This window comes from unidentified bacterial endosymbiont, from assembly GCF_918797525.1.
In the GTDB taxonomy this organism is placed as follows: Bacteria; Pseudomonadota; Gammaproteobacteria; order Enterobacterales; family Enterobacteriaceae; genus Enterobacter.
The window spans coordinates 1,249,565-1,273,285 of sequence record NZ_OU963893.1; the positions used below are offsets into that span (position 1 = coordinate 1,249,565).

General features: G+C 54.6%; 24 protein-coding genes. 9 read left to right on the forward strand and 15 right to left on the reverse strand.

The features are described from left to right. Positions 1 to 119: 119 nt before the first annotated feature. Positions 120 to 635, forward strand: a complete 516-nt coding sequence (gene luxS, locus NL510_RS06005) for an S-ribosylhomocysteine lyase (RefSeq protein ID WP_253382440.1) — start codon at positions 120 to 122, stop codon at positions 633 to 635. A gap of 269 nt (positions 636 to 904) precedes the next feature. Here the strand turns inward: luxS and emrB are convergent, their stop codons facing one another. From emrB to NL510_RS06065, 12 genes are all read right to left on the reverse strand, one after another. Then, the gene (gene emrB, locus NL510_RS06010) at positions 905 to 2,449 is read right to left on the reverse strand and encodes a multidrug efflux MFS transporter permease subunit EmrB (RefSeq protein ID WP_253382442.1); all 1,545 of its coding nucleotides are present in this window, start codon (positions 2,447 to 2,449) and stop codon (positions 905 to 907) included. 16 nt (positions 2,450 to 2,465) lie between these two features. Next, positions 2,466 to 3,638, reverse strand: a complete 1,173-nt coding sequence (gene emrA, locus NL510_RS06015) for a multidrug efflux MFS transporter periplasmic adaptor subunit EmrA (protein ID WP_253382445.1) — start codon at positions 3,636 to 3,638, stop codon at positions 2,466 to 2,468. A gap of 127 nt (positions 3,639 to 3,765) precedes the next feature. Next, positions 3,766 to 4,296: a multidrug efflux transporter EmrAB transcriptional repressor EmrR gene (emrR, locus tag NL510_RS06020; RefSeq protein ID WP_253382447.1), complete on the reverse strand. Its 531-nt coding sequence runs from the start codon at positions 4,294 to 4,296 to the stop codon at positions 3,766 to 3,768. 298 nt (positions 4,297 to 4,594) lie between these two features. Continuing rightward, on the reverse strand, positions 4,595 to 5,779 hold the full coding sequence (locus NL510_RS06025; RefSeq protein WP_253382449.1) for an MFS transporter: 1,185 nt from the start codon (positions 5,777 to 5,779) through the stop codon (positions 4,595 to 4,597). Positions 5,780 to 5,928: 149 nt separating this feature from the next. After that, positions 5,929 to 6,924, reverse strand: coding sequence for a glycine betaine/L-proline ABC transporter substrate-binding protein ProX (gene proX, locus NL510_RS06030; protein WP_253382451.1), 996 nt, complete (start codon positions 6,922 to 6,924; stop codon positions 5,929 to 5,931). 9 nt (positions 6,925 to 6,933) lie between these two features. Continuing rightward, positions 6,934 to 7,998, reverse strand: coding sequence for a glycine betaine/L-proline ABC transporter permease ProW (proW, locus tag NL510_RS06035; RefSeq protein WP_253382453.1), 1,065 nt, complete (start codon positions 7,996 to 7,998; stop codon positions 6,934 to 6,936). After that, a complete protein-coding gene (proV, locus tag NL510_RS06040) occupies positions 7,982 to 9,193 on the reverse strand; it encodes a glycine betaine/L-proline ABC transporter ATP-binding protein ProV (protein ID WP_253382455.1) in 1,212 nt (403 codons plus the stop codon). Before proV ends, proW begins: the two co-directional genes overlap by 17 nt. 333 nt (positions 9,194 to 9,526) lie before the next feature. After that, positions 9,527 to 10,486 carry a class 1b ribonucleoside-diphosphate reductase subunit beta gene (gene nrdF / locus NL510_RS06045; RefSeq protein WP_253382457.1) on the reverse strand — a complete coding sequence of 320 codons (960 nt, stop codon included), beginning with the start codon at positions 10,484 to 10,486 and terminating at the stop codon, positions 9,527 to 9,529. Between the two features lie 9 nt (positions 10,487 to 10,495). Beyond that, positions 10,496 to 12,640, reverse strand: coding sequence for a class 1b ribonucleoside-diphosphate reductase subunit alpha (nrdE, locus tag NL510_RS06050; protein ID WP_253382459.1), 2,145 nt, complete (start codon positions 12,638 to 12,640; stop codon positions 10,496 to 10,498). Continuing rightward, positions 12,613 to 13,023 carry a class Ib ribonucleoside-diphosphate reductase assembly flavoprotein NrdI gene (gene nrdI / locus NL510_RS06055; protein ID WP_253382462.1) on the reverse strand — a complete coding sequence of 137 codons (411 nt, stop codon included), beginning with the start codon at positions 13,021 to 13,023 and terminating at the stop codon, positions 12,613 to 12,615. The genes nrdE and nrdI overlap by 28 nt, the downstream gene beginning before the upstream one ends. Further along, a complete protein-coding gene (nrdH, locus tag NL510_RS06060) occupies positions 13,020 to 13,259 on the reverse strand; it encodes a glutaredoxin-like protein NrdH (protein WP_253382464.1) in 240 nt (79 codons plus the stop codon). Before nrdH ends, nrdI begins: the two co-directional genes overlap by 4 nt. Before the next feature lie 243 nt (positions 13,260 to 13,502). Then, positions 13,503 to 13,829 (reverse strand): ElaB/YgaM/YqjD family protein, encoded by a 327-nt coding sequence (locus NL510_RS06065; protein WP_253382466.1) that lies wholly within the window; start codon positions 13,827 to 13,829, stop codon positions 13,503 to 13,505. A gap of 158 nt (positions 13,830 to 13,987) precedes the next feature. On the opposite strand from NL510_RS06065, the gene NL510_RS06070 reads away from it, so the two are divergent. Then, positions 13,988 to 14,332 (forward strand): DUF2002 family protein, encoded by a 345-nt coding sequence (locus NL510_RS06070; protein ID WP_253382468.1) that lies wholly within the window; start codon positions 13,988 to 13,990, stop codon positions 14,330 to 14,332. Between the two features lie 32 nt (positions 14,333 to 14,364). Here NL510_RS06070 and alaE read toward each other — a convergent pair whose 3' ends face one another. Next, positions 14,365 to 14,814, reverse strand: coding sequence for an L-alanine exporter AlaE (gene alaE / locus NL510_RS06075; RefSeq protein ID WP_253382470.1), 450 nt, complete (start codon positions 14,812 to 14,814; stop codon positions 14,365 to 14,367). Positions 14,815 to 15,296: 482 nt separating this feature from the next. Here alaE and stpA point away from each other — a divergent pair, with 482 nt between their 5' ends. Continuing rightward, the gene (stpA, locus tag NL510_RS06080) at positions 15,297 to 15,701 is read left to right on the forward strand and encodes a DNA-binding protein StpA (protein ID WP_253382472.1); all 405 of its coding nucleotides are present in this window, start codon (positions 15,297 to 15,299) and stop codon (positions 15,699 to 15,701) included. A gap of 38 nt (positions 15,702 to 15,739) precedes the next feature. On the opposite strand, the gene NL510_RS06085 is transcribed toward stpA, so the two are convergent. Beyond that, on the reverse strand, positions 15,740 to 15,919 hold the full coding sequence (locus NL510_RS06085) for a GDFGVC terminal motif YodC-like protein (protein ID WP_253382475.1): 180 nt from the start codon (positions 15,917 to 15,919) through the stop codon (positions 15,740 to 15,742). Between the two features lie 209 nt (positions 15,920 to 16,128). Between NL510_RS06085 and NL510_RS06090 the strand changes: the two genes are divergently transcribed. Beyond that, on the forward strand, positions 16,129 to 16,287 hold the full coding sequence (locus NL510_RS06090; RefSeq protein ID WP_253382477.1) for a YqaE/Pmp3 family membrane protein: 159 nt from the start codon (positions 16,129 to 16,131) through the stop codon (positions 16,285 to 16,287). Here the strand turns inward: NL510_RS06090 and NL510_RS06095 are convergent. Further along, entirely contained in the window at positions 16,284 to 17,213 is a 930-nt protein-coding gene (locus NL510_RS06095; RefSeq protein WP_253382479.1) for a LysR substrate-binding domain-containing protein, read from the reverse strand. The two genes, NL510_RS06090 and NL510_RS06095, sit on opposite strands and share 4 nt — an antisense overlap. Positions 17,214 to 17,533: 320 nt before the next feature. Here NL510_RS06095 and NL510_RS06100 point away from each other — a divergent pair, with 320 nt between their 5' ends. The 5 genes from NL510_RS06100 (at position 17,534) to NL510_RS06120 (ending at position 23,720) form a co-directional block, all read left to right on the forward strand. Continuing rightward, positions 17,534 to 18,139: an ankyrin repeat domain-containing protein gene (locus NL510_RS06100; protein ID WP_253382481.1), complete on the forward strand. Its 606-nt coding sequence runs from the start codon at positions 17,534 to 17,536 to the stop codon at positions 18,137 to 18,139. 106 nt (positions 18,140 to 18,245) lie between these two features. Next, on the forward strand, positions 18,246 to 19,787 hold the full coding sequence (gene fdrA / locus NL510_RS06105) for an acyl-CoA synthetase FdrA (protein ID WP_253382483.1): 1,542 nt from the start codon (positions 18,246 to 18,248) through the stop codon (positions 19,785 to 19,787). After that, positions 19,784 to 21,202, forward strand: coding sequence for a YlbE family protein (locus NL510_RS06110; protein WP_253382485.1), 1,419 nt, complete (start codon positions 19,784 to 19,786; stop codon positions 21,200 to 21,202). Before fdrA ends, NL510_RS06110 begins: the two co-directional genes overlap by 4 nt. A gap of 11 nt (positions 21,203 to 21,213) precedes the next feature. Then, positions 21,214 to 22,767, forward strand: coding sequence for a xanthine permease (locus NL510_RS06115; RefSeq protein ID WP_253382487.1), 1,554 nt, complete (start codon positions 21,214 to 21,216; stop codon positions 22,765 to 22,767). Further along, complete coding sequence (locus NL510_RS06120; RefSeq protein ID WP_253382489.1) at positions 22,764 to 23,720, forward strand: carbamate kinase family protein; 957 nt, start codon at positions 22,764 to 22,766, stop codon at positions 23,718 to 23,720. The genes NL510_RS06115 and NL510_RS06120 overlap by 4 nt, the downstream gene beginning before the upstream one ends. Position 23,721 lies beyond the last annotated feature (1 nt).

The following is a 23,721-nucleotide window of genomic DNA, read 5'->3' on the forward strand; positions in this document are numbered from 1 at the left end:
ATATACATCTCTGAATTCAGGGATGATGATAACAAATGCGCGTCTTTCATATAGTCAGACGCGCATTCTGTAAAAGAGTTCAGTTTATTTTTAAAAAAAATCACTATCGGAGGTGACGTATGCCGTTATTAGATAGCTTTACCGTCGACCATACCCGTATGGAAGCACCTGCAGTACGCGTGGCAAAGACCATGAACACCCCGCACGGCGACACAATTACCGTATTCGATCTGCGTTTCTGCATCCCTAACAAAGAAGTGATGCCCGAAAAAGGCATTCACACGCTGGAGCACCTGTTTGCTGGCTTTATGCGCGATCATTTAAACGGCAACGGCGTTGAAATCATCGATATTTCTCCGATGGGCTGCCGCACTGGTTTCTACATGAGCCTGATCGGCGTTCCTGAAGAGAAGCGCGTTGCAGATGCGTGGAAAGCGGCGATGCAAGACGTGCTGAAGGTAAAAGAGCAGAACCAGATCCCTGAACTGAACGTTTACCAGTGCGGTACTTACCAGATGCACTCACTGGAAGAGGCGCAGGACATCGCGCGTCACATCATCGAACGTGACGTTCGCGTGAACAGCAACGACGCGCTGGCCCTGCCAAAAGAAAAACTGCAGGAACTGCACATTTAATGCACTTTTGCCCATGATTATGTTCATGGCGACAGCAATCCCTGGCATCAGCAGCATGACTGCGCCCAACTGATACATAGCCAGCGTGACGTCCGGGTGATGCGTTACTCCGGCCAGCGTCGGTCCGGCATGGAAAGGGCGGGATAAGGTTGGTATTGATCGCGGGTGTTTCAGCATGAGGCGCTCCTGTTGTCTTTTCACTATCATGAATCGATTTCAGGAGCGCTGTTTTAGCGGAACAAACAATCGCTGTCGCGTTTTAAACCTGCTTAGTGCGCGCCGCCGCCGCTTCCGGCACCAAACGGCGGTTTGGCAAACCATACCAACCCCAGCAAGACCACGAAGATCCCCGCCGAAACCCAGAAGATTTCGTTTGCCGAGATAATCAGCCCCTGATTGGTGATCTGCTGGGCGATCCAGCCGGACGCCTGCTGCTCCGTCATGCCCATTCCCTGAAGCTGGTTGTACATCTGCTGAGAATTGGGGTTGAACGGATTCACCGCTTCCGTCAGTTGCGCATGGTGTAACGATTCCCGGTTGGTCCAAAGCGTGGTGGTGATTGAGGTGCCAATCGATCCCGCCAGCGTTCGCGTAAAGTTCGACAGGCTTGATGCCGCCGCCATTCGTTCAGGCGGTAATCCCGAGAGCGTGATGGTGGTCAGAGGCATAAAGAAGCACGCCACGGCAAAGCCCTGGATAAACTGCGGCCACGCGGAGGCGCCAAAGCCCATCCCCGGTTCGAACGTATACGCGCGCCAGTAGAAGCACACGGCGTACATGACGAAGCTGAACGTCACCAGCCGACGCATATCAAGCTTATGGGCAAAACGGCCGATTATCGGCGACAGCAGGACGGGTATTAACCCCACCGGCGCAGAGGCCAACCCTGCCCAGGTTGCGGTATAGCCGTATACCTCCTGCAACAGCTGCGGCAGCAGAACAATCGCGCCGAAGTAGAGCATATAGGCGAGGCTAATACACAGGCAGCCGATGGTAAAATTTCGCGACTTAAACAACGACAGGTCGACTATCGGGTTATCGTCGGTTAGCTCCCAGACAATCAGGAAGCTGAGCGACACCACCGCGACAATCGTCAGGATGATAATCTCCCGTGAGTTGAACCAGTCCAGCTCTTTGCCCTGGTCGAGCATCACCTGCAGGCTACCGATACCGAGGATCAATAACGCCAGCCCAACGCCGTCAATACGCCGCTGCTCGGTCCGCGTTTCCCTGCCACGCAGAGACTGCAGCGTCATCATTACCACAAGGGCACCGATTGGAACGTTGATAAAGAAGATCCAGCCCCAGTGATAGTTATCGCTGATATACCCACCGAGAATCGGCCCGCAAATTGGGGCGACAATGACGGTCATTGACCACAGCGCCAGCGCGATAGAACGTTTGGCGGGCGGGTAGTTGTTCAGGAGTAAACTCTGCGACAGCGGAATCAACGGCCCGGCGACAATCCCCTGAATTACGCGGAAGAAAATCAGCATCGTCAGGCTGTTGGACATACCGCACGCCCAGGAAGCGATAACAAAGGCGATGGTTGACCACAGGAACAGCCTCACTTCACCGACGCGTTTCGCCAGCCAGCCGGTGATAGGAATGGAGATAGCATTCGCCACCCCAAACGAGGTAATGACCCAGGTTCCCTGGCTCAACGATGAGCCAAGGTTCCCGGCGATGGTAGGGATCGCCACGTTTGCGATGGTGGAGTCCAGCACCTGCATGAATGTCGCAAGCGAGAGCGCAATAGTCATGATGACCAACTGCGCGCCTTCGAGCGGTTTTTGCGGCTTTTGCTGTTGCATAACGCTCACCTTCGGATTAACCGGCGTTTGCCTTCACGATGTCATCGATCAGCTTGTTGACCGGATCGAGGCTAATTTCACGGGCGTTACTTTCATAAGCCGGGCTGCTTCGTACCTGGCTTGCCAGAATCTGACCCTCGCGGTCAGCGGTATTGACCGTCACCAGCGTAGAGAGACCGATACGCAGCGGGTGGTCGGCTAGCTGTTTCTCATCCAGCTCGATACGCACGGGCAGGCGCTGAACCACTTTGATCCAGTTGCCGGTCGCGTTTTGCGCAGGCAACAGGGAGAAGGCGCTGCCGGTCCCCATATCGAGGCCCACCACCTTACCGGTGTACTTCACGTCATCGCCGTAGATATCGCTGACAACCGTCGCGGTCTGGCCGATACGCATATGGGCAAGCTGTGTCTCTTTGAAGTTCGCATCGACCCACAGATTGTTCGCCGGAACCACCGCCATCAGCGGCGTGGTGGTACTAATCTGTGCGCCAGGCTGCACGGAACGACGTGAGACGTAGCCGGTCATCGGGCTGACAATTTTGGTACGCTGCAGGGCAAGCCATGCGTTACGCACTTCGGTTGCCGCCTGCTTTACCGCAGGCTGATTTTCCAGGCTGGTGCCCAGCACCATCGCCTGGTTGGCGTTGAACTGTTGAGTGGCCACGTCCAGCTGTGCCTGGGCGCGGGTAACCGCATCGCGAGCGTGTTGCAACTCTTCACGGCCAATCAGGTTGGCGGTGCCGAGAGGCACGCGTCGATTCAGGTCGCTTTGTGCCTGCGCCAGTGCGGTTTTTTGCACGTCGATGTTGGCTTGTAGCTGTTTGCTGTTGATCATCAGCTGGCGCGTTTGACGCACGCTGGAGGCTAGCTGTGTCTGCGCTTTTTCAAACGTCTGTTGGGCGTCGGTCGGATCGAGCGTGACCAGTACATCCCCTTTTTGCACAAAGTCGGTATTATCAGCCCAGACTTTCGTCACGCTGCCCGACACCTGCGCCATAATCTGAACCTGGTTCCCTGCCACGTATGCATCGTCTGTTTCTTCAACGTGACGCAATACTAAAAACCAATAGATCCCATATGCCACGGCAATAATAATAAAGAGCAAGGTCAGCAGAAGTAGGGCACTCTTACGTTTGCCTTTCTTGTTGACCGGTTGCTGCGGGGGAGTGTTCTGCGCATTTGCGCTCATTGTTGTTCTCCACGATCTTCTTATTTTCACATCGGCTGAGCCGACCTGTTGTCAGAAAGGCCAGCAGTGTCACGTGCTGGCCTGTCGGTTTTCTTTTTAAATCTGGATTGTTGAGCGTGTCGTCGCGTTAGCGCAGCGCCTCAAGAATAGCACCATCTTGATCCATCTGATCAAGACGGGTCAGCAGCTTGCGAGTAATCTGCTCAAGCTGGTCACGCTCGGAGGTGCTGAGGGCAGACCAGAGTTGGTGCAGACAATTGTGCTGAGGTGGAAGCACCTCACGCAGGAATTCGTGGCCTTTATCGGTCAATTGCAGGTGTAAACAGCGGCGATCGTTGTCGCTTTCACGGCGTTCAATCCAGCCGCGTTTTTCCAGCTCATCGGCAATACGGGTCGCGTTGGTACGGGAAGAGCCCAGCGCGCAGCTCAGCTCAGACGGCTGAATACTGTGGTTTTCCTGAGACTCCAGCGTAATCAACGCCATAAACAACGTCTCGTTAATCCCTTGAGCTTTCAGCATCTTATTACGATTTTCCAGCAGTTTACCCTGCATGTGCATGCACAGGCGGGTCAGCAGGATTTCCTGATACGGGAACTCCTCGTGACGACTGGCGCGGAATTTAAGCATTTGTTCAATGGGCGTGAACGAACTATCCATTTGGGCATAACCTCATTAATTACAGCCGATATAGTAACGACAGTGACAAATAATGTAAATGTATTATTTGTGCGATTACATCCGCCAAATGTATGTCACCATCAGAAAGCGCCGGGTAAATCCGTGACCCGGTGAGCACAAATTGGGTGAAGCGAGGATGTGAGGACGGGGGGCTGAGCTATTCATGCTATTAGTAAATATGTCACCCACATTAAAATTTCTGGGATAAATGATTATGTTTACATTAACAGACTGCACAGTCCCTTAATACCCTAAGGGGCTTAAAGCAATGTAAAACTTAGTGAATTGCGTCCTGACGATGGTAGCCCCGCCACCAGACGAGCAGGTTCAACGCGGCGGCGACTGCCCCTATCGTACACACGCCTGCCCAGCCGGCATGTTGCCATGCCGAGGCGGAGATCAACGATCCCGTAGCCCCGCCAATGAAGTAGCTGGTCATGTAACCGGCGGTAAGGCGGTTACGTGCTTCTGGCTTCACGCGATAAATAACAGTCTGATTGGTGATATGGACCCCCTGGACGGTGAGGTCGAGCAGCAGTATACCGACAATCAGCGCCAGCACCGACGAATGTCCGAACCAGATGGCGGCCCATGAGAGCAACAGCAATACCAGCCCGGCAGACGTGGTCAGGTGGGACTTACCTTTGTCGGCCAGCCCGCCAGCAGGACGCGCACCCAGTGCGCCCGCCGCGCCCGCCAGACCAAACAGCCCAATCATCCCTTCGGAATAGTTAAACGGTGGTGAGGCCAGCAGAAAAGCCATCGATGTCCAGAGAATGCTGAAGTTGGCGAAAGTGAAACACCCCAGCATTGCGCGGGTGCGCAGCAGTTTATCCTGTGTGAAAAGGCTGAAAACGGAGGCCAGAAGCTGCGGGTAGTTCAGGTGGTTCTCCGGTTTCACTTTAGGCAGGCCTCGCCACAGCGCCAGCGCCATGATCGCCATAAGCACGCTTGCCACCCAGTACACGGTGCGCCAGCCGCCCAGGCTTGCCAGTAAACCGGCGACGGTACGCGCCAGCAAAATGCCCAATAGCAGGCCGCTCATGATTGTGCCTACCACTTTGCCGCGTTTTTCCGGCGAGGCGAGCGTCGCGGCCAGTGGGACCAGGATCTGCGCCACCACCGAAAACAGCCCGGTCAGGGCGGTACCGACGATCATCATGGTTAATGACTGACTGCTGGCGGTGATCAACATGCCGCCCGCCGCCAACAGCGTCATTGACACTATCAGCATTCGGCGTTCAAACATGTCGCCGAGCGGGACCAGCAGCAGCAAGCCGGCGGCATAGCCAAGCTGTGCGGCGGTAACAATGAAGCCTGCCGAGCTGGCGGAAAGGTTAAAGGCGCGGGCGATGGTATCAAGCAGAGGTTGCGCATAATAGTTACTGGCGACAGCCAGACCCGTTGCCACGGACATTAAAAGGATCAGGGCCGGGCTAAGCCCGTGAGGTGTTTTAGTCATGAGGTTCAGGAATCGTGAGTGAGGTGATTATTTTCCGGAAACCATAATAACTAATGATTGTGAATGTGGGGGGATTGTTGTGTGTGAGTTTGTGCGGTTTAACCTCTTCCCCCTCAGTCCGGAGGGGGAGGAGGTAAGGGTTATGTTTCTTACTTCTGCGCCTCAAGCGCCTCTTTTACCCAGCCATCGAACTGCTGCTGGTGGGCTTTGATCCAGCCGTCAACGTGGCCTTTCACATCGGCTTCTGAAGATTTTCCTTCGTGCATCATGGCATTTTGAGCGTTGATATCCGCCAGCGGCAGTTTCATCACCGAGAACAGCTTCGCGGCCGCCGGGTTTTTCTCAGCCCAGGCTTTGTTAGCCACAATATGCATGGTATTCACCGGGAAGCCATAGTTCATGCCGTTCGGCAGTTTGGTGTCGATCTCTTTCTGCTCGCCCGGCAGAGAGGAGAACGGTACCTGCAGCCAGACCACGTCTTTACCCGGCTTCAGCACGTCGCTGACCCAGTACGGCGTCCAGGTATAATAAATGACCGGTTTACCCTCTTTAAAGCGGGCAATTGTATCGGCCATCATCGCCGAGTAGTTACCGTGGCTCACATCGACGGTCTTCGCCAGGTCAAAGGCTTTATTCTGGTGGTTAATCACCGCTTCGCAACCCCAGCCAGGCGAGCAGCCCATCATATCGGCTTTGCCGTCGCCGTTGGTGTCGAACAGTCTGGCGATCTTCGGATCTTTAAGCTGTTCAATATTGGTGATGTGATACTTATCGGCAGTTTTCTTGTCGATCAGATACCCCTGCGCTGCGCCGGTCACGAAGGTCCCTTCGCGGTAGAATTTCTTATCACCGCCCGCTGCGGCGTACATATCGTCGTGCAGCGGCTGCCAGTTCACGGCGGTAAAGGTGGCATCACCGGAGGCAATCGAGGTGTAGCCTACGTTGTAATCTACTTCACTGGCGGTATTGACCGTATAGCCCAGTTTTTCCAGCGCACGGCTGACAATCTGGGTCTGGAAGGACTCTTCTGAAATGGTGCTCTGTACCGGCTGCACGGTAATGCCTTTGCCCGGCAGGTCAGCTGCAATTGCGCTGGTGGAGACAAGGGCCGCCAACGTTGTGGAAAAAAGTACGCAATGTCGCATCGTTGCTCCTTATTTTACGAATGGGCGGGTGATGAACCCGACGGGGCCGGTGGTATACCAGCGACGGTTGCCGCGACTGCGGGAATCACGACCGACAGCCTGGGTCAGGCGGTCAAGGATAATGGCGAGGATCACGATGCCGACACCGCCGACGGTCGCCAGCCCCATATCGAGACGGCCAATACCCCGCAACACCATCTGGCCCAGACCGCCAACGGCAATCATCGAGGCGATCACCACCATCGAGAGAGCCAGCATCAGCGTCTGGTTAACGCCCGCCATAATGGTCGGCATCGCCAGCGGGAGCTGAACTTTAAACAGCATCTGGCGCGGGCTGGCGCCGAAAGAGCGCGACGCCTCAATCAGATCGGCTGGCACCTGGTTAATCCCGAGGATTGTCAGACGAATAATCGGCGGCAGGGCGAAGATAATGGTCACTACCACGCCAGGCACGTTGCCAATTCCGAACAGCATCACAATCGGCACCAGGTAGACGAAGGCTGGCGTCGTCTGCATTGCATCCAGTAGCGGACGAATAATCTTCGCTGCCCGTGGGCTGCGCGCCAGCCAAATTCCCACCGGCAAGCCAATGACCACGCAGAAGAGCAGGGCGGTCAGCACCAGCGCCAGCGTGATCATCGCCTGCGACCACGCGCCAATGGCGCCAATGGCAATCAGTGAAATCAGCGTGGCAACTCCCATGCCAGCGCTGCCAATTTGCCAGGCGATCAGGGAGAACAGAATAATGGCGACCGGTGCCGGCATGCCCAGCATCAACTGCTGGAAACCGTTGAGGATATAATCCACCGGGACGCGGATCCCCTGGAACACCGGACGGAAATGGGTTACCACCCAGTCGATCCCTTGCGTGACCCAGCTATCGAGCGGGATCAGCGTTTTGTGGAATGGATCCATGATATTGAAATGTTCTGGCGCAGGCGCAGGTGCGCTGTTCAACCAGTCTGCCGTACCGCCGCTATCGGCGGGTGCTGGCGTGGAACCCCACGCATCGGCAGATTGTGCAGCGCTGTCGGCTGCTTCAGTGGTGCCCCACGGGTTAGTTTGATCGGTCATTGTGTGCCCCCTCGCGATCTAAAGCCTGCAGCAACATGCGTTTTGAGATGATGCCGACGTACTGTTGTTCCTCCCCCACAACCGGTACGGCACAAGGCGCCTGACCTACATGTGAGAGCAACTCGCTGAGCGGCGTTTCGGCATCCACGGCAAGCGGTGAATCGATTAACGCCGCATCGATCCCCAGGTTTTCGCTAAGGGCGGTTTTCAGGGAGTCGATGGAGACAATGCCAACAAATTTATTGCCGCGCTCGACCAGATAACCGTATTCACGGTCTTCGTCCTGCAGCAGCTTAAGCGCGGAGCGCGGGCCGAAACCTGGCGTTTTACGAATGATGCCGTTAGGGGTTCGACGGGCAATATCCTTGGCGCTGAACACCTGGCTAATATCCACGCCGCGAAAGAAAGTACGCACATAGTCATTGGCCGGATTATTCAAAATGTCATCCGGTGTGCCGACCTGTACCACTTCGCCATTTTGCATAATGGCAATACGGTCGCCAATGCGCATAGCTTCATCCAGATCGTGGGAAATAAAGACCACGGTACGCTGATGCTTAGCCTGTAATTTTACCAGTTCATCCTGCATTTCGGTGCGAATTAATGGATCGAGCGCCGAGAACGCTTCATCCATTAATAAAATGTCTGGATTGATCGCCAGTGCGCGGGCTAATCCGACACGCTGGCGCATACCGCCGGAAAGTTCATCCGGATAACCGTGCGCGTAGTTTTCAAGCCCGACCTGACGTAACGCATCGAGCGCTTTTTCTTTACGCTCTTCGGCATTCACGCCGGCTAATTCCATACCAAAGGCGGTATTATCCAGTACCGTCATATGCGGCATCAATGCGAATGACTGGAACACCATCGCAATCTTCTTTCTGCGCACCTCACGAAGCTCGGCATCTGATATTTTAGCGATATCGACACCGTCAATCAGAACCTGTCCGCGGGTGGGTTCAATCAGGCGATTGAGAAGGCGAACCATAGTGGATTTACCCGAGCCGGATAACCCCATGATGACGAAAATCTCGCCTTCTTCAATGGCCAGACTGGCGTCTTTAACGCCAAGCGATAGCCCCGTTTTTTCCAGAATTTGCTCTTTGGTAAGTCCTTTATCAATATATTTGAATGCGCGCTGTGGATGCTCGCCAAATACTTTATAAAGATTTTTCACTTCTAATTTAATTGCCATGCAATAAAAAATGTCCTGTTATTTGTATATGTCGATATGATTACCATGGTAAATAGTTAGCTGGCATTACCCTAACATACTCAGAATCTGAGACAACCCTGCCACGGCGGGTTGTGGTGATTTTTACATAAGCGAAACGGCTGAATTTCCCATGATTAAAGGGCTGAGCAGGCGTTGAATTTTTCTGATTTTTTTGCTTCTGCATCGGAGAATTTCGCCTGAATCGGAGGTATTCAGGCGAATATGACGTGGAAATTACAGTGTAGATGCCATAGAAATATTATGTGGAAATAAAGATGATTTATAGTAAATTAATGAGCGTTAACTTGCGCATTAAAAGTCCCAATCTTCATCCTCAGTTTCTACCGCTTTACCCATCACATATGACGATCCGGACCCGGAGAAAAAGTCATGGTTTTCGTCGGCATTTGGCGAGAGCGCCGCCAGAATGGCCGGATTCACCGCCGCCATTTCCGCCGGGAATAGCGCCTCGTAGCCAAGGTTCATCAGCGCTTTATTGGCGTTGTAGCAAAGGAACGCTTGTACGTCCTCCTCCCAGCCGCTGCCAGCGTAGAGTTCTGCGGTATAGCTCAGCTCGTTATCGTACAGATCCATCAGCAAATCGAGCGCAAAGCTTTTTAGCTCCTCACGCTTAGCGTCGCTGACTTTCTCCAGCCCTTTCTGGTACTTGTAACCAATATAATACCCGTGAACCGCCTCATCACGAATGATCAGGCGAATTAAATCGGCGGTGTTGGTGAGCTTGCCGCGGCTCGACCAGTACATCGGCAGCCAGAAGCCGGAATAGAAGAGAAATGATTCCAGAAACACGCTGGCGATCTTTTTCTTCAGCGGCTCGTCGGCCCGATAATAGTCCAGCACCAGGTTTGCCTTACGCTGCAGCGATGCGCTCTCTTCACTCCAGGCGTAAGCGGCATCGACATCTTTGGTCTGGCACAGCGTGGAGAAAATCGAGCTATAGGAACGGGCATGGACCGCTTCCATAAAGCTAATGTTCGACATCACCGCCTCTTCGTGCGGTGTCAGCGCGTCACGCATCAGCGCAGGCGCGCCGACGGTGTTCTGAACAGTGTCGAGCAGCGTCAGGCCGGTGAAGACGCGGATCGTCAGTTGCTGCTCGCTGTGGCTCAGCGTTTGCCAGGCTGGAATATCGTTCGAGAGGGGCACTTTTTCCGGCAGCCAAAAGTTGCTGGTCAGTCGGTTCCACACCTCCAGGTCTTTATCATCCTGAATCTTATTCCAGTTAACGGCGCTCACGCATGACAGTTTCATCCTTTCTCCTTACAGTGCGCAGGACACGCAGCCTTCAATTTCGGTGCCTTCCAGCGCAAGCTGGCGCAGGCGAATGTAGTACAGCGTCTTAATGCCTCTCTTCCAGGCGTAGATCTGCGCTTTGTTAATATCCCGCGTGGTGGCGGTATCCGGGAAAAACAGCGTCAACGACAGCCCTTGATCCACGTGCTTCGTCGCCTCTGCATAGGTATCGATGATCTTCTCAGGACCGATTTCATACGCGTCCTGGTAGAGGGCCAGGTTCTCATTGGTCATAAAAGGGGCGGGGTAATAAACGCGCCCGGTTTTACCTTCCTTGCGGATCTCAATTTTCGACACAATCGGATGAATGCTCGACGTGGCGTGGTTGATATAGGAGATAGACCCGGTTGGCGGCACGGCCTGCAGGTTCTGGTTATAGATACCGTAGCGCATCACATCGTCGCGTAGCTTAAGCCACATTTCGCGCGTGGGGAGTGTGATACCGGCGCGGGCAAACAGCGCCCTAACTTTCTCCGTTTTCGGCTGCCAGTCACCTTCCAGATACTGGCTGAAATACGCCCCGCTGGCGTAGCGAGACTGCTCAAAGCCCGCGAAACACTGGTTACGCTCGCGCGCCAGCAGCATCGAGGTATGCAGCGCATGCCAGGTGATGGTATAGAAATAGAGGTTAGTGAAATCCAGCCCTTCAGCGCTGCCGTAGGCGATACCTTCCCGCGCCAGATAGCCGTGCAGGTTCATCTGACCAAGGCCGATGGCGTGCGAGGCGGCATTGCCCGCTTCAATGGACGGCACGCTGCGGATGTGGCTCATATCTGATACCGCCGTTAGCCCGCGAATGGCGGTCTCTACCGTGCGGCCAAAATCGGGTGAATCCATCGTATGAGCAATATTCAGCGACCCGAGGTTACAGGAAATATCTCTCCCGATATCCGCATACTCCAGATCCTCGTTATATGCCGAGGCGCTATTGACCTGCAAAATCTCCGAGCACAGGTTACTCATGTTGATGCGCCCGGCTATCGGGTTGGCGCGGTTCACCGTGTCTTCGTACATGATGTACGGATAACCGGATTCAAACTGGATCTCCGCCAGCGTCTGGAAAAAATCGCGGGCGTTGATGTACTTCTTGCGAATACGCGGGTCGGATACCAGCGCGTCGTACCGTTCGCTGATGGCGACGTCGCCGAAGGCTTTGCCGTAAATACGCTCAATATCGTAAGGCGAAAACAGCGCCATGTCGGCGTTCTCTTTGGCAAGCGCAAAGGTGATATCGGGGATCACGACGCCCAACGACAGGGTTTTAATGCGGATTTTTTCGTCGGCGTTTTCACGTTTGGTATCCAGAAAACGCAGAATATCCGGATGGTGCGCATGCAGATAGACCGCTCCGGCCCCCTGACGCGCCCCTAGCTGGTTGGCGTAAGAGAACGCATCTTCCAGCATTTTCATTACCGGGATCACCCCGGATGACTGGTTTTCAATACGTTTAATCGGCGCGCCCGCTTCACGCAGGTTAGAGAGCAAAAACGCCACGCCGCCGCCGCGCTTAGACAGCTGCAGCGCCGAGTTTACCGCGCGACCAATCGACTCCATATTGTCTTCAATGCGCAGCAGGAAGCAGGAGACCAGCTCGCCGCGCTGGGCTTTTCCGCAGTTGAGAAAAGTGGGAGTAGCGGGCTGAAAGCGCCCGGAAAGGATCTCTGCGGTGAGCCGTTCAGCCAGCGTCTCATCCCCTTGCGCCAGCGTCAGCGCGACCATCACCGTGCGATCTTCAAAGCTCTCCAGGTAGCGTTTGCCGTCAAAAGTTTTCAGGGTGTAGCTGGTGTAATACTTCCATGCCCCGAGGAAGGTCTTGAAACGGAAACCGCTGGCATAGGCCTGCGCAAACAGCTTCCTGACAAAGGGGCGATCGTAACGGGCCAGCACGCGTTCTTCGTAATAGCCTTCATTGACCAGATAGTCGAGACGTTCATCCTGGCTGGCGAAGGTCACGCTGTTAGGACGGACGTGGGTGGCAAAAAACGCATCAACTGCATCATGATCTTTGTCAAACTGGATACGTCCGTCGCGATCGTAAAGGTTCAGCATGGCGTTTAATGCGTGGTAATCCGGTGCCGCCTGAATTAGAGGTTCTGCAGTTGTTGTTGCCAAAATTGGTTCACTCCTTTACGCACGTTTTCGACGTCCTGCTGTGTCCCCATCAGTTCAAAGCGATAGAGATACGGGACGCCGCATTTTTGAGAGATGACATCTCCGGCGCGGCCAAAGGCATCGCCGAAGTTGCGATTGCCCGCCGCAATGACGCCGCGGATCAACTGCCGGTTATGGGGATCGTTGAGAAAGCGGATCACCTGGCGAGGCACCGCCCCAGCCGTACCGCCTCCGCCATAGCTGGGCACCACCAAAATGTACGGTTCGTCTACCTGAATGCGCTCTCGTTCGTTGAGGGGAATACGCGTTGCTGGCAGCCCGAGACGCTCCATAAAGCGAAGCGTATTCTCCGAGCTGCTGGAGAAGTACACCAGCCCACTCATGCACGGGGGGCCTGGGCGGCCAGTTGGTTAATCATGTCCGGGCGAAAGCCGGACCAGCTGGTTTCACCCGCGACCACCACCGGCAGTTGACGGAACCCTTGCGCGCGTAGCGTGTCGGCGGCATCAGGTATCAGGTCGATGTTGACCATCTCAAATGCCACGCCACGGCTTTCCATCGCGCGTTTTGTTGCGTGGCATTGAACACAATCGCTACGAGTGTAAATAATAATGCTCATGATTCGTATTTCCATTTAGAATAAAAGTGCGGCGCGATTGTACGCGTCATGTAGTGCGACTCTTGCTAAAGGAAATACTAGATGTAGTTGTGAAAAGTTTCAACCATACAACATATGGGAATTATAGCGTGATGATGCCACGATGATGAGCATAGCGGGGCAGGGCAAGCTGTACGAGTTTTTCAGGCGCAGGGGCAAAGAAACGCCCCGGAGCCAGAGGCTACCGGGGCCGATGAACATCACTTACTTACGCAGGCTGAGCAGGGCACCAACAAAAATACCCACAGCGGCGACGGTACCCAGCGCGCACAGCGGTTTATCACGCATGAAAGTATTGGCACAGCTTACCGCGTCGCAGGCAGCCTGTGTCGCACGCGAACGTCCGTTCATCCGGGCACGTGTTTCACGGAGTAAAGACTGAGCCTTACGTTTTGCGGCATCGGCTTCATCCTTAGCGTCAGTTCCCCAGGATTTCAGCACCTCTTCCAGCGTATCCGCTAATTGACTGACATCGTGACGAATATCCTGAGCGTTGTCGTTAATATCGTTTCGGTTCGGTCTGTTAAACATACGATCCTCCGTAATATGTGTTCCCGTTTAGTTTAGTTCAGAAATGTAATATCTGAAGCGAGTCATCTCTTATCAGGGCGTTTATGGAATATTCTGAAAGCCCTGCGAAGGCTGAATACGGTAAGGTTGCCGGGCAGGAATGATAACGAGGAAAAGATATGTATTTACGACCCGATGAGGTGGCGCGCGTTCTTGAAAAAGCGGGATTCACCATGGATGAAGTGACATCCAAAGCGTATGGTTATCGCCGTGGCGAGAATTATGTTTACGTTAACCGTGAAGCGAGAATGGGGCGAACGGCTCTCATTATTCACCCGACGCTAAAAGACAAAAGCCAGTCATTTGCAGAGCCAGCCTCGGATATTAAAACCTGCGACCATTACCAGCAATTCCCGCTCTATTTAGGCGGTGAGAGGCACGAACATTATGGTATTCCGCATGGATTCAGCTCGCGAATGGCGCTGGAGCGGTTTCTGCAGGGACTGTTTGGCGACGTACAATAACACTGCGACTGGCACAGGCCAGTCGCCTCGCATCACGCCTTTGCCTGGTGGTACTGGCTGACTTTAAATAGCCGACGACAGTAGTCGAGAAAATAGCCGTACACCGCGCCCATCAACATTGAAATCACGATATTCGAACTCACTGCGGCAATGATTTGATGCCCGTCAGCGCCGACAACCAGCAAAATAACGACGTACACTGGAGACTGGAACGTCACATAGGCCAACACATCTGCCAGGTTTTTCATCCAGCCAGCCTGGCTAAGGCGGCGCGCGTAGCGCATAACCGCATCGCGGTATAATCCGTAAGGCCAGGCAATAATGATATTGACCGGGATCGCGACCAGGCGAGAAGAGAGCGACTGCTCGAAGGACATTCCCGAGAGGAATATTTCAATCAGCATATTCACAACGGAACAGTAAACAACCATCGCGAAAGTATCCGCTACCGCGTGGCGCAGGCGAGATTGCGATGAGAACATGGCCGAACTCCTTGAGAAGAACACAATAGAAACGTATTGCCTGCGGCGTATAGTGCTTTAGGTTGCTTTTTTTGATGTGTATAGCGTATAGCTCTGAGTTTGAACTGACAACTAGTGATAAGTTTTTATTTATTGGCGTTTTGTCGACAAAATTCTCTAAATTTGTTTATTTTATGTTCGGTGCGTTATTTTGTCTCTCAAATGTTGTTTTCTTTCTTAAAATCAAGGCATTGAATATTTTACCGACAGGCGATTCCTCCACGCCAGGAACGGTCATGCTTTCTGTAAGGCGGAGTAAATGTAAGCGTTTATATTGATATGATGATTTGCTCGTGCGGGATCCTGCGGTTGTAATTAAATTACGTATTTAAAAATATTTACAATATTGACGAATAGACGCGATGGGTAGATATTGGTGAAGAAATCAATTATTCTGTCCGTTGATTTTTCGACTCCCACTAAATAAAAGGTTTTCATTTAATATGTCTTTGACTTTACAGAATCTTAATAATATCCGCACTCTGCGTGCCATGTCGCGTGAATTATCCCTGGACGTTCTTGAAGAAATGCTGGAGAAAGTCAGGATTGTCGCTGAAGAGAAACGTAGTGAACAGGCGGAATTCGAGCAACAGCGCGCTGAGCAGCAGGATAAAATTAATGCGCTGCTGGAGCAGATGAAAGCCGATGGTATTTCACCGTCCGACTTGCTGGGCACTGATCGTGTTCCGGCAGGACAACCGGCGAAAAAACGCAAAGCGCGTGAAGCAAAATATCGCTTTATTGACGTGAATGGCGAAGAGAAAACCTGGACTGGCCAGGGCCGCACGCCAAAACCTATCGCCGCTGCGCTGGCAGAAGGTAAATCACTGGATGATTTTCTGATTTAATTCATGAACCGGGCGGGAATTTCCGCCCGGCTATTTTGTTAGCAAACGCCGAAATCACCCGCTTCGGTATATAGCGTCACATCCGCCGCTTGCAGGGTAAATTTTTCCCCTTGTTCATCGCTGGCCTGCACCGTCACAAGGCTTTCACCTTTCACTTCGAGCACTTTCAGTTTCGGACCGCCCTGGCGCGGTTGTACAAAATCACCGACAGAAAACATAGTACCTCCTCAATGTTTAGCGATCTTAACCATAGCCGACGCCCCGCGCGGGGTACAGTCTCATCACGTGATCGGCGGCGCTTAAGCCAGTGTAAAGAGGGTAAAGGCAGGTAAAAGCGTGAGAGCAACATGGCAGCAACGCGTAAACTGACTACGCTTAGAGATAGTCTCTTTTTTATTTTCAATTGGTTAGCTTGCACGGAGTATTTATGGGTTTTTGGCGTATTCTTTTTACTATCGTTTTGCCGCCGCTGGGCGTGCTGCTTGGCAAAGGTTTTGGCTGGGCATTTATTCTGAACATCCTTCTGACGTTGCTGGGCTACATCCCCGGCCTCATCCACGCGTTTTGGGTCCAGACCAAAAGCTAAGCACGCCACAATAAATCACTGTAGATCCCGGTCAGCACGCCCTCTGGTGCAAACTGCTGTTTGATCCAGCGTGTTACCTGACCGGTCGCCGCATGTTGTGTGGCAAGCAGCATGCGCGAGTCCTGACGGGGATTATTGATCCGCCGCGTCACCAGCAGCCCGTCTTGCACCGCCTCCCTGGCCATATGTTCCGGAAGAAATCCAATCCCTTCGCCGAGGATTTGACACTGGCATTTGGTGTTAAAGTCCGGCACCAGAATCGCTTCCTGGCCGTGAAGCAACCAGCCGACCTTCTTGTTTATCGTATGCGCGGTATCCTCCACCATAATAGTGGGATACAGGCGCAACTGGCTTTCCGCTATCGGCTCCGGGGTGAAGGCCAGCGGGTGTGTCGGGGCGATGGCGAAGATCCAGCGGATGGCGCCGATCTCGGTGTAATCAATGCCGCCTCCGTCGAGCAGGGTGTCCGGCGCGCCGATCGCGATATTAGCCTGGTGATTAATGATGGAGTCCCAGACGCCATTATACACCTCGGTGGTGACGGTTATCTGGCAGGTCGGAAACTGTTTTTTCAGCACCTGCAGCAGCCGTGCGGTATGGCGTGGTGTATACAACAGTTGATTGATACAGATACGCACCCGCGCCTCTATCCCTTGTGAAATCGTATCAATGCCGCGCTTGATGGCATGGAAGTCATTGAGCAGATCCGTGGCCTTACGGTAAAAGTAAAGGCCGGATTCGGTTAACTCTATGCTGCGCGTGTTACGCACAAACAACACCACGTCCAGCCCGGTCTCCATGCGCTTAATGGTGTAACTGATGGCCGACGTGGTAACGCCAAGCTCTACGGCCGCTTTGCTAAAGCTGCTAAAGCGTGCTGCGGTAGTGAAAGCCAGAAGGTTCTCTTCGGTAAAGATGGAATTCATATCACGGCTCCCGACAGCCATCAGTTTTGAACATATTTTAATAACCACGCTACAACGCATTTGAAGACGATCACAGTTCTTGCTCTTTACTGAAGCCCGCATCGGAAGTGGCCTCTTCAGGCATAAGCATAATGCAGCCAGACGAGCCAAAAAGCGCTGAAACATAAAAAAAAGGGTGCACAGCCGCACGTTTTGGCTGCATTGTTAAATTTAACTCAACAATGAATTGCCTGTCGATGAATCATTTTTAAGCGGATTCTTTTCTGACCAGGCTATTGCTATTCTCAGGTCAACAGCAATGAAATGAGCGGAGTCTGAATATGTCTGCAACTGAACGCGTTACTGAATTTCTGCTGGCAGCAGAGCAAGGCAACCCTGATGCGCTAAAAGCCTGTCTGGATAAAGGTGTGGATATCAATGCCACCAACCGTCAAAAAAGAACTGCGATTATTATTGCCAGCCTGAAAAAACATTATGTCTGTGTGGAATTACTCATTGCCGCAGGCGCGGATATTGATAAACAAGACCAAACCTGTTTTAACCCCTTCCTGATTAGCTGCCTGACCAATGATCTTACGCTGCTGAGAATCGTATTACCGGCCAATCCCGATCTTGATCGCCTGACGCGTTTTGGCGGGGTGGGTATCACCCCTGCCAGCGAGAAAGGCCACGTTGAAATTGTGCGTGAGCTGCTTGAGCGTACCGACATCAACGTCAACCACACTAACTTCGTCGGCTGGACACCCTTGCTGGAAGCCATTGTGCTAAACGACGGTGGTGCAAAACAGCAAGAAATAGTAAAGCTGCTGTTGGATAACGGCGCCAGCCCACATATGACCGATAAGTACGGCAAATCCCCGCTTGAACTGGCGCGGGAAAAAGGTTTCCACGAGATAGCTGACCTGCTGCTGGCCGCTGGCGCGTAACAACATCGGTTAGCCATATCCGGCTGACCGCTTATTTAAAAAGTCTTTCACCGACGTGCATTTTGCACGACGGCGGCCCCTTTTTATCTTCAATCAGGTGAAAATAATGCCTACAAAAATCGTTATAAAAAAGAACACCTATTTCGATTCGGTCTCATTAATGTCGGTGTCTACCAAAGCCAATAAATTGCCGGGCGTAGAGCAGGCCTTCGTCGCGATGGGCACGGAAATGAATAAAGGCGTATTAAAAAATCTTGGGCTGTTAACGCCGGAATTAGCCGATGCCAAAAACGGCGACCTGATTATTGTCATTCGAGGCGAGGCGGCGAATGATGAAACGCTGGCGGCCATTGAAGCCTTGTTTATCCGTAAAGAGAGTGGCGGCTCCCATGAAGCGCGCTACGCCACGCTTTCCAGCGCTAAAGCCCATCGCCCTGATGCAAACCTTGCGGTGATATCGGTGAATGGCGCCTTTGCTGCCCGCGAGGCGCGACAGGCGCTGGAAAACAACCTCAACGTGATGCTGTTTTCCGATAACGTGTCCCTTGACGACGAGCTGGCGCTAAAACAGCTGGCGCATGAGAAAGGACTGCTGCTGATGGGACCGGACTGCGGGACCGCCATCATCAACGGGGCCGGACTTTGCTTTGCCAATGCGGTACGCCGCGGGGCGATAGGCATTGTCGGCGCATCCGGCACTGGCAGCCAGGAGCTGAGCGTACGGATCCATGAATTTGGCGGCGGCGTATCGCAACTGATCGGCACCGGCGGACGCGATCTGAGTGAGAAGATCGGCGGCCTGATGATGCTGGACGCCATTGAGATGCTGGAAGCAGACGACGCGACGCAGGTGATTGCGCTGATCTCCAAACCCCCTGCGCCAGCGGTGGCCACAAAAGTGCTGGCCCGTGCGCGCGCCTGCCGCAAGCCGGTCGTTGTCTGTTTCCTTGGCCGTAACGCTCTCCCGGCCGATGAAGAGGGCCTGCAGTTTGCCCGAGCGACCAAAGAGGCGGCGCTAAAAGCGGTGCTCCTGACCGGCATTAAAAAAGAGTCTCTCGATCTGCATCCGCTTAACTGGCCGCTGATTGAAGAGGCGCGCGCCCGCCTGACGCCTCAGCAAAAGTACATTCGCGGCCTGTTCTGCGGCGGCACCCTGTGCGATGAGGCGATGTTTGCCGCGCTGGAAAAATACGCCGATGTTTACAGCAACATTCAGCCCGATCCGTCAAAACGTTTGAGTAACATCAACGTCAGTCACGCCCATACCTTCCTCGACTTTGGCGATGACGATTTCACCCACGGCAAACCGCACCCGATGATCGACCCGACCAACCGTATCAGCCGTCTGCTGCAGGAGGCGCGGGATCCACAGGTGGGGGTGATCGTGATGGACTTCGTGCTGGGTTTCGGCGCCCATGAGGATCCGGTGGGGGTGATGCTCGACGCCATTAAAGAGGCGCAGGCGATTGCCAAAGCCGATAACCGGCCGCTGGAGATTCTGGGCTATGTGCTGGGCACCGACCAGGATCCGCAGTCGCTGGCGCAGCAGTGCCAGCAGTTGACTGACGCAGGTGTGATCTGGGCCAGCAGCAGCACCAATGCCGGATTACTGGCACGCGAATTTGTCTGCAAAGGGGAGAAAGCATGATGACCACCTTATTTAGCCAGCCGCTGAACGTAATCAACGTCGGCATTGCGATGTTCAGTGATGACCTTAAAAAACAGCATATTCCCGTGACCCAGCTCGACTGGACGCCGCCGGGGCAGGGCAATATGCAGGTGGTAGAGGCGCTCGACCAGTTGGCGGAAAAACCGCTGGCGGAGAAAATCGCCGCTGCGAACAATATCGCGCTTGAGCGCATTATTCAGTCCCATCCGGTGCTGGTGGGCTACGACCAGGCGATTAACGTCGTGCCCGGTATGACCCGCACCACCCTTCTGCACGCGGGTCCGCCCGTCGCCTGGGAACACATGTGTGGGGCGATGAAAGGGGCGGTCACCGGGGCGCTGGTGTTTGAAGGATTAGCGAAAGATCTCGATGACGCCGCACGGCTGGCGGCCTCGGGAGACATTACCCTTTCCCCCTGCCACGAGCACGACTGCGTGGGCTCAATGGCGGGCGTCACCTCTGCATCCATGTTTATGCATATCGTTGAGAACAAAACCTACGGCAACCGGGCCTTCACCAACCTCAGCGAGCAGATGGCGAAGATCCTGCGCATGGGCGCTAACGACCAGAGCGTGATCGACCGCCTGAACTGGATGCGCGACGTGCTCGGCCCGATGCTGCGCGACGCGATGAACATCATCGGTGAAATCGACCTGCGTCTGATGCTGGCCCAGGCGCTGCACATGGGCGACGAGTGCCACAACCGCAACAATGCCGGGACCACGCTGCTGATCCAGGCGCTGACGCCGGGGCTGATTCAGGCGGGTTATCCGCTGGAACAACAGCGAGAGGTGTTTGAGTTCGTCGCCAGCAGCGACTACTTCTCCGGCCCGACGTGGATGGCGATGTGCAAAGCCGCGCTGGATGCCGCCCACGGCATTGAGTACAGCACCGTGGTTACGACCATGGCGCGTAACGGCTACGAGTTCGGCCTGCGTGTCTCAGGCCTGCCGGGGCAGTGGTTCACCGGCCCGGCCCAGCAGGTGATTGGCCCGATGTTCGCGGGCTATAAGCCGGAAGACTCCGGGCTGGATATCGGCGACAGCGCCATTACCGAAACCTACGGCATCGGCGGCTTTGCCATGGCGACGGCCCCGGCAATCGTGGCGCTGGTGGGCGGCACGGTGGAGGAAGCCATCGACTTCTCGCGACAGATGCGCGAAATCACCCTTGGTGAAAATCCGAACGTCACCATTCCGCTGCTCTGCTTTATGGGTATCCCGAGCGCCATCGACATCACCAGAGTGGCTGGCAGCGGCATTCTGCCGGTCATTAATACCGCCATTGCCCATAAAGAGGCGGGCATCGGCATGATTGGGGCGGGCATCGTTCATCCGCCGTATAGCTGTTTTGAAAAGGCGTTGTTGACCTTCCGCGATCGCTACTTTTTATAAGGCAAGCATCCATGAAAAACATGAAACTGGAGTGGAAAAGAGGTGACTGGGCGGCGTATTTCGGGTTGATGACCAACAACCTGACCAATTTGCTGACTATGATGGGGCTGCTCATTTTTGTCGTCGGCATCCCGAAGGAGATTGTATATGGACGCATCGCGCCCGCCTTCGGGCTGGCGGTGCTGGTGGCGAGCGTCTGCTATACGTGGTTTGGCCTGCAGATGGCGCGCCAGAGCGGGCGGAATGACGTGACTGCGTTACCGTCCGGCCCGAGCGCGCCGTCTATTTTTACCGTGACCTTCCTGGTCTTAATGCCTGTTTATCAGCAAACGGGCGATGCGGATTTTGCCATTCAAATTGGCCTGGTGTGGTGCTTTGTGGAGGCGATGATCCTGGCGGGCGGGTCGTTTTTAGGCGAGACCATTCGCAAGATGATCCCGCGCACCGTGCTGCTGTCGTGCCTGTCTGGCCTGGGGTTGCTGCTGCTGGCGATGAACCCGATGCTGCAGGCGTTCGAGGCACCAACCGTGTCGTTTATCGTCCTGCTGCTGATCTTTATTAACTGGTTTGGCAAAAAGCCGATCTTTGCCCGTATCCCGACCGGTTTGCTGCTGTTAATTGCCGGTACAGCACTGGCGTGGATCTCGGGTCTGCAAAGCCCGGAGGCGATCAAATCGTCCATGTCATCGTTCGGTTTTAACCCGCCGCAGGTCCACATCGACAACTTTATACAGGGGATGCCGCACGCATTGCCGTACCTGGCGTCTGCGGTGCCGCTGGGGCTGGCGAACTACATTTTCGATCTGGAAAACATTGAAAGCGCCCACGCAGCGGGAGATGAATACCCGACGCGTAAAGTGATGCTGGCAAACGGTCTGGCCTCCATGCTCGGTTGCCTGATGGGCAACCCGTTTCCGGTAACGGTCTATGTGGGCCACCCGGGCTGGAAAGCGATGGGGGCAAGCATTGGCTATACGCTGGCTTCGGGGGTGACGATGTTCATCGTGCCGCTGTTCGGGCTGGGGGCGTTTATGCTCGCTATCATTCCGATGACCGCCATCGTGCCGATATTGGTGTTTATCGGCGTGGTCACTGCCAACCAGGTCGTGAGGGAAACGCCCAAAGTGGAGGTGCCGGTGATCTTCATCTGTCTGTTCCCGTGGATCGCCAACTGGGCGCTGACCATGATGAACAGCGTGATGGGCGCGGCGGGCACCAGTGCGGCGAAAATCGGTAGCGACGTGCTGCACGGCAAAGGCATCTACTACGAAGGATTAGTTCATCTGGGCAACGGCGCGCCGCTCGCCAGCATGCTCTGGGGCTGTATCGCCATCTTCGCCATTATCAACAAGCCGCTGCGCGGCGCTGTTGCGGTAGCCGTCGGCGCGTTGCTGGCGCTGTTTGGGGTGATCCACGCCCCGGTGGTCGGCTTTGCGCAGGGCAGTTCGCTGATGTTCGTCACGGCCTATCTGATGATGGGCGGCATGTTTGTGGTGAAACATTTCCTCGATAGCCGGGAAGCGGCAAGCGCTGAATCTGGCGCTGTTGCAAAGGAAAACCTATGAAAGCGCTTATGGTGGTTGCCATTGGCGGCAACAGTATTATCAAAGACAACGCCAGCCAGTCGATTGAACATCAGGCGCAGGCGGTAAAAGCGGTGGCAGAATCAATACTGGCGATGCTGGCCTCTGACTATGACATTGTGCTGACGCACGGTAACGGCCCCCAGGTTGGGCTGGATCTGCGACGCGCGGAAATCGCCCACGAGCGGGAAGGGCTGCCGCTGACGCCGCTGGCAAACTGTGTGGCGGACACCCAGGGCGGTATCGGCTACCTGATCCAGCAGGCGCTCAACAATCGGCTGGCCGTGCGCGGTGGGCAGAAAGCGGTAACGGTGGTCACCCAGGTAGAGGTGGATAAAAACGATCCCGGCTTCATTCACCCCACTAAGCCGATTGGCGCGTTTCTTAGCGAGGCGCAGCGCGATGAGCTGCAACGGGCGCATCCGGACTGGCATTTTGTTGAAGACGCTGGACGGGGCTATCGCCGCGTGGTGGCGTCGCCGCAGCCGCTGCGCATTGTCGAAGCGGATGCGATCAAAACCCTGACGCAAAAGGGCTATGTGGCGATCGGCGCGGGCGGCGGCGGGATCCCCGTGGTGCGTGGCGAGCAGGGCGATTACCAGAGCGTCGACGCGGTGATTGATAAAGATCTCTCTACCGCGCTGCTGGCGCGTGAGATCTGCGCCGACGTGCTTGTTATCACCACCGGCGTCGAGAAAGTATGCATCAACTACGGCAAGCCGGACCAACAGGCGCTGGATACCGTCAACGTGGCGCAAATGACGCGCTACATGGCGCAAGGGCACTTCCCGGCAGGCAGCATGCTGCCCAAAATCGTTGCTTCGCTGGAGTTTTTAAACCACGGCGGCAAGCGCGTGATTATTACCTCCCCGGACTGCCTGCCTGCGGCGCTGCACGGCGAAACCGGTACCCATATTGTGAGTGAAGGAAGATAAG

Coding starts and splice junctions, on each gene's coding strand:
- proV (WP_253382455.1), bottom strand. CDS start 9,193: ATGGCAATTAAATTAGAAGTGAAAAATCTTTATAAAGTATTTGGCGAG.
- nrdH (WP_253382464.1), bottom strand. CDS start 13,259: ATGAGCATTATTATTTACACTCGTAGCGATTGTGTTCAATGCCACGCA.
- proW (WP_253382453.1), bottom strand. CDS start 7,998: ATGACCGATCAAACTAACCCGTGGGGCACCACTGAAGCAGCCGACAGC.
- stpA (WP_253382472.1), top strand. CDS start 15,297: ATGTCTTTGACTTTACAGAATCTTAATAATATCCGCACTCTGCGTGCC.
- NL510_RS06085 (WP_253382475.1), bottom strand. CDS start 15,919: ATGTTTTCTGTCGGTGATTTTGTACAACCGCGCCAGGGCGGTCCGAAA.
- emrR (WP_253382447.1), bottom strand. CDS start 4,296: ATGGATAGTTCGTTCACGCCCATTGAACAAATGCTTAAATTCCGCGCC.
- emrA (WP_253382445.1), bottom strand. CDS start 3,638: ATGAGCGCAAATGCGCAGAACACTCCCCCGCAGCAACCGGTCAACAAG.
- NL510_RS06115 (WP_253382487.1), top strand. CDS start 21,214: ATGAAAAACATGAAACTGGAGTGGAAAAGAGGTGACTGGGCGGCGTAT.
- nrdI (WP_253382462.1), bottom strand. CDS start 13,023: ATGAGTGGGCTGGTGTACTTCTCCAGCAGCTCGGAGAATACGCTTCGC.
- NL510_RS06025 (WP_253382449.1), bottom strand. CDS start 5,779: ATGACTAAAACACCTCACGGGCTTAGCCCGGCCCTGATCCTTTTAATG.
- alaE (WP_253382470.1), bottom strand. CDS start 14,814: ATGTTCTCATCGCAATCTCGCCTGCGCCACGCGGTAGCGGATACTTTC.
- NL510_RS06120 (WP_253382489.1), top strand. CDS start 22,764: ATGAAAGCGCTTATGGTGGTTGCCATTGGCGGCAACAGTATTATCAAA.
- NL510_RS06070 (WP_253382468.1), top strand. CDS start 13,988: ATGTATTTACGACCCGATGAGGTGGCGCGCGTTCTTGAAAAAGCGGGA.
- NL510_RS06090 (WP_253382477.1), top strand. CDS start 16,129: ATGGGTTTTTGGCGTATTCTTTTTACTATCGTTTTGCCGCCGCTGGGC.
- emrB (WP_253382442.1), bottom strand. CDS start 2,449: ATGCAACAGCAAAAGCCGCAAAAACCGCTCGAAGGCGCGCAGTTGGTC.
- NL510_RS06095 (WP_253382479.1), bottom strand. CDS start 17,213: ATGAATTCCATCTTTACCGAAGAGAACCTTCTGGCTTTCACTACCGCA.
- luxS (WP_253382440.1), top strand. CDS start 120: ATGCCGTTATTAGATAGCTTTACCGTCGACCATACCCGTATGGAAGCA.
- NL510_RS06065 (WP_253382466.1), bottom strand. CDS start 13,829: ATGTTTAACAGACCGAACCGAAACGATATTAACGACAACGCTCAGGAT.
- nrdF (WP_253382457.1), bottom strand. CDS start 10,486: ATGAAACTGTCATGCGTGAGCGCCGTTAACTGGAATAAGATTCAGGAT.
- fdrA (WP_253382483.1), top strand. CDS start 18,246: ATGCCTACAAAAATCGTTATAAAAAAGAACACCTATTTCGATTCGGTC.
- proX (WP_253382451.1), bottom strand. CDS start 6,924: ATGCGACATTGCGTACTTTTTTCCACAACGTTGGCGGCCCTTGTCTCC.
- NL510_RS06110 (WP_253382485.1), top strand. CDS start 19,784: ATGATGACCACCTTATTTAGCCAGCCGCTGAACGTAATCAACGTCGGC.
- NL510_RS06100 (WP_253382481.1), top strand. CDS start 17,534: ATGTCTGCAACTGAACGCGTTACTGAATTTCTGCTGGCAGCAGAGCAA.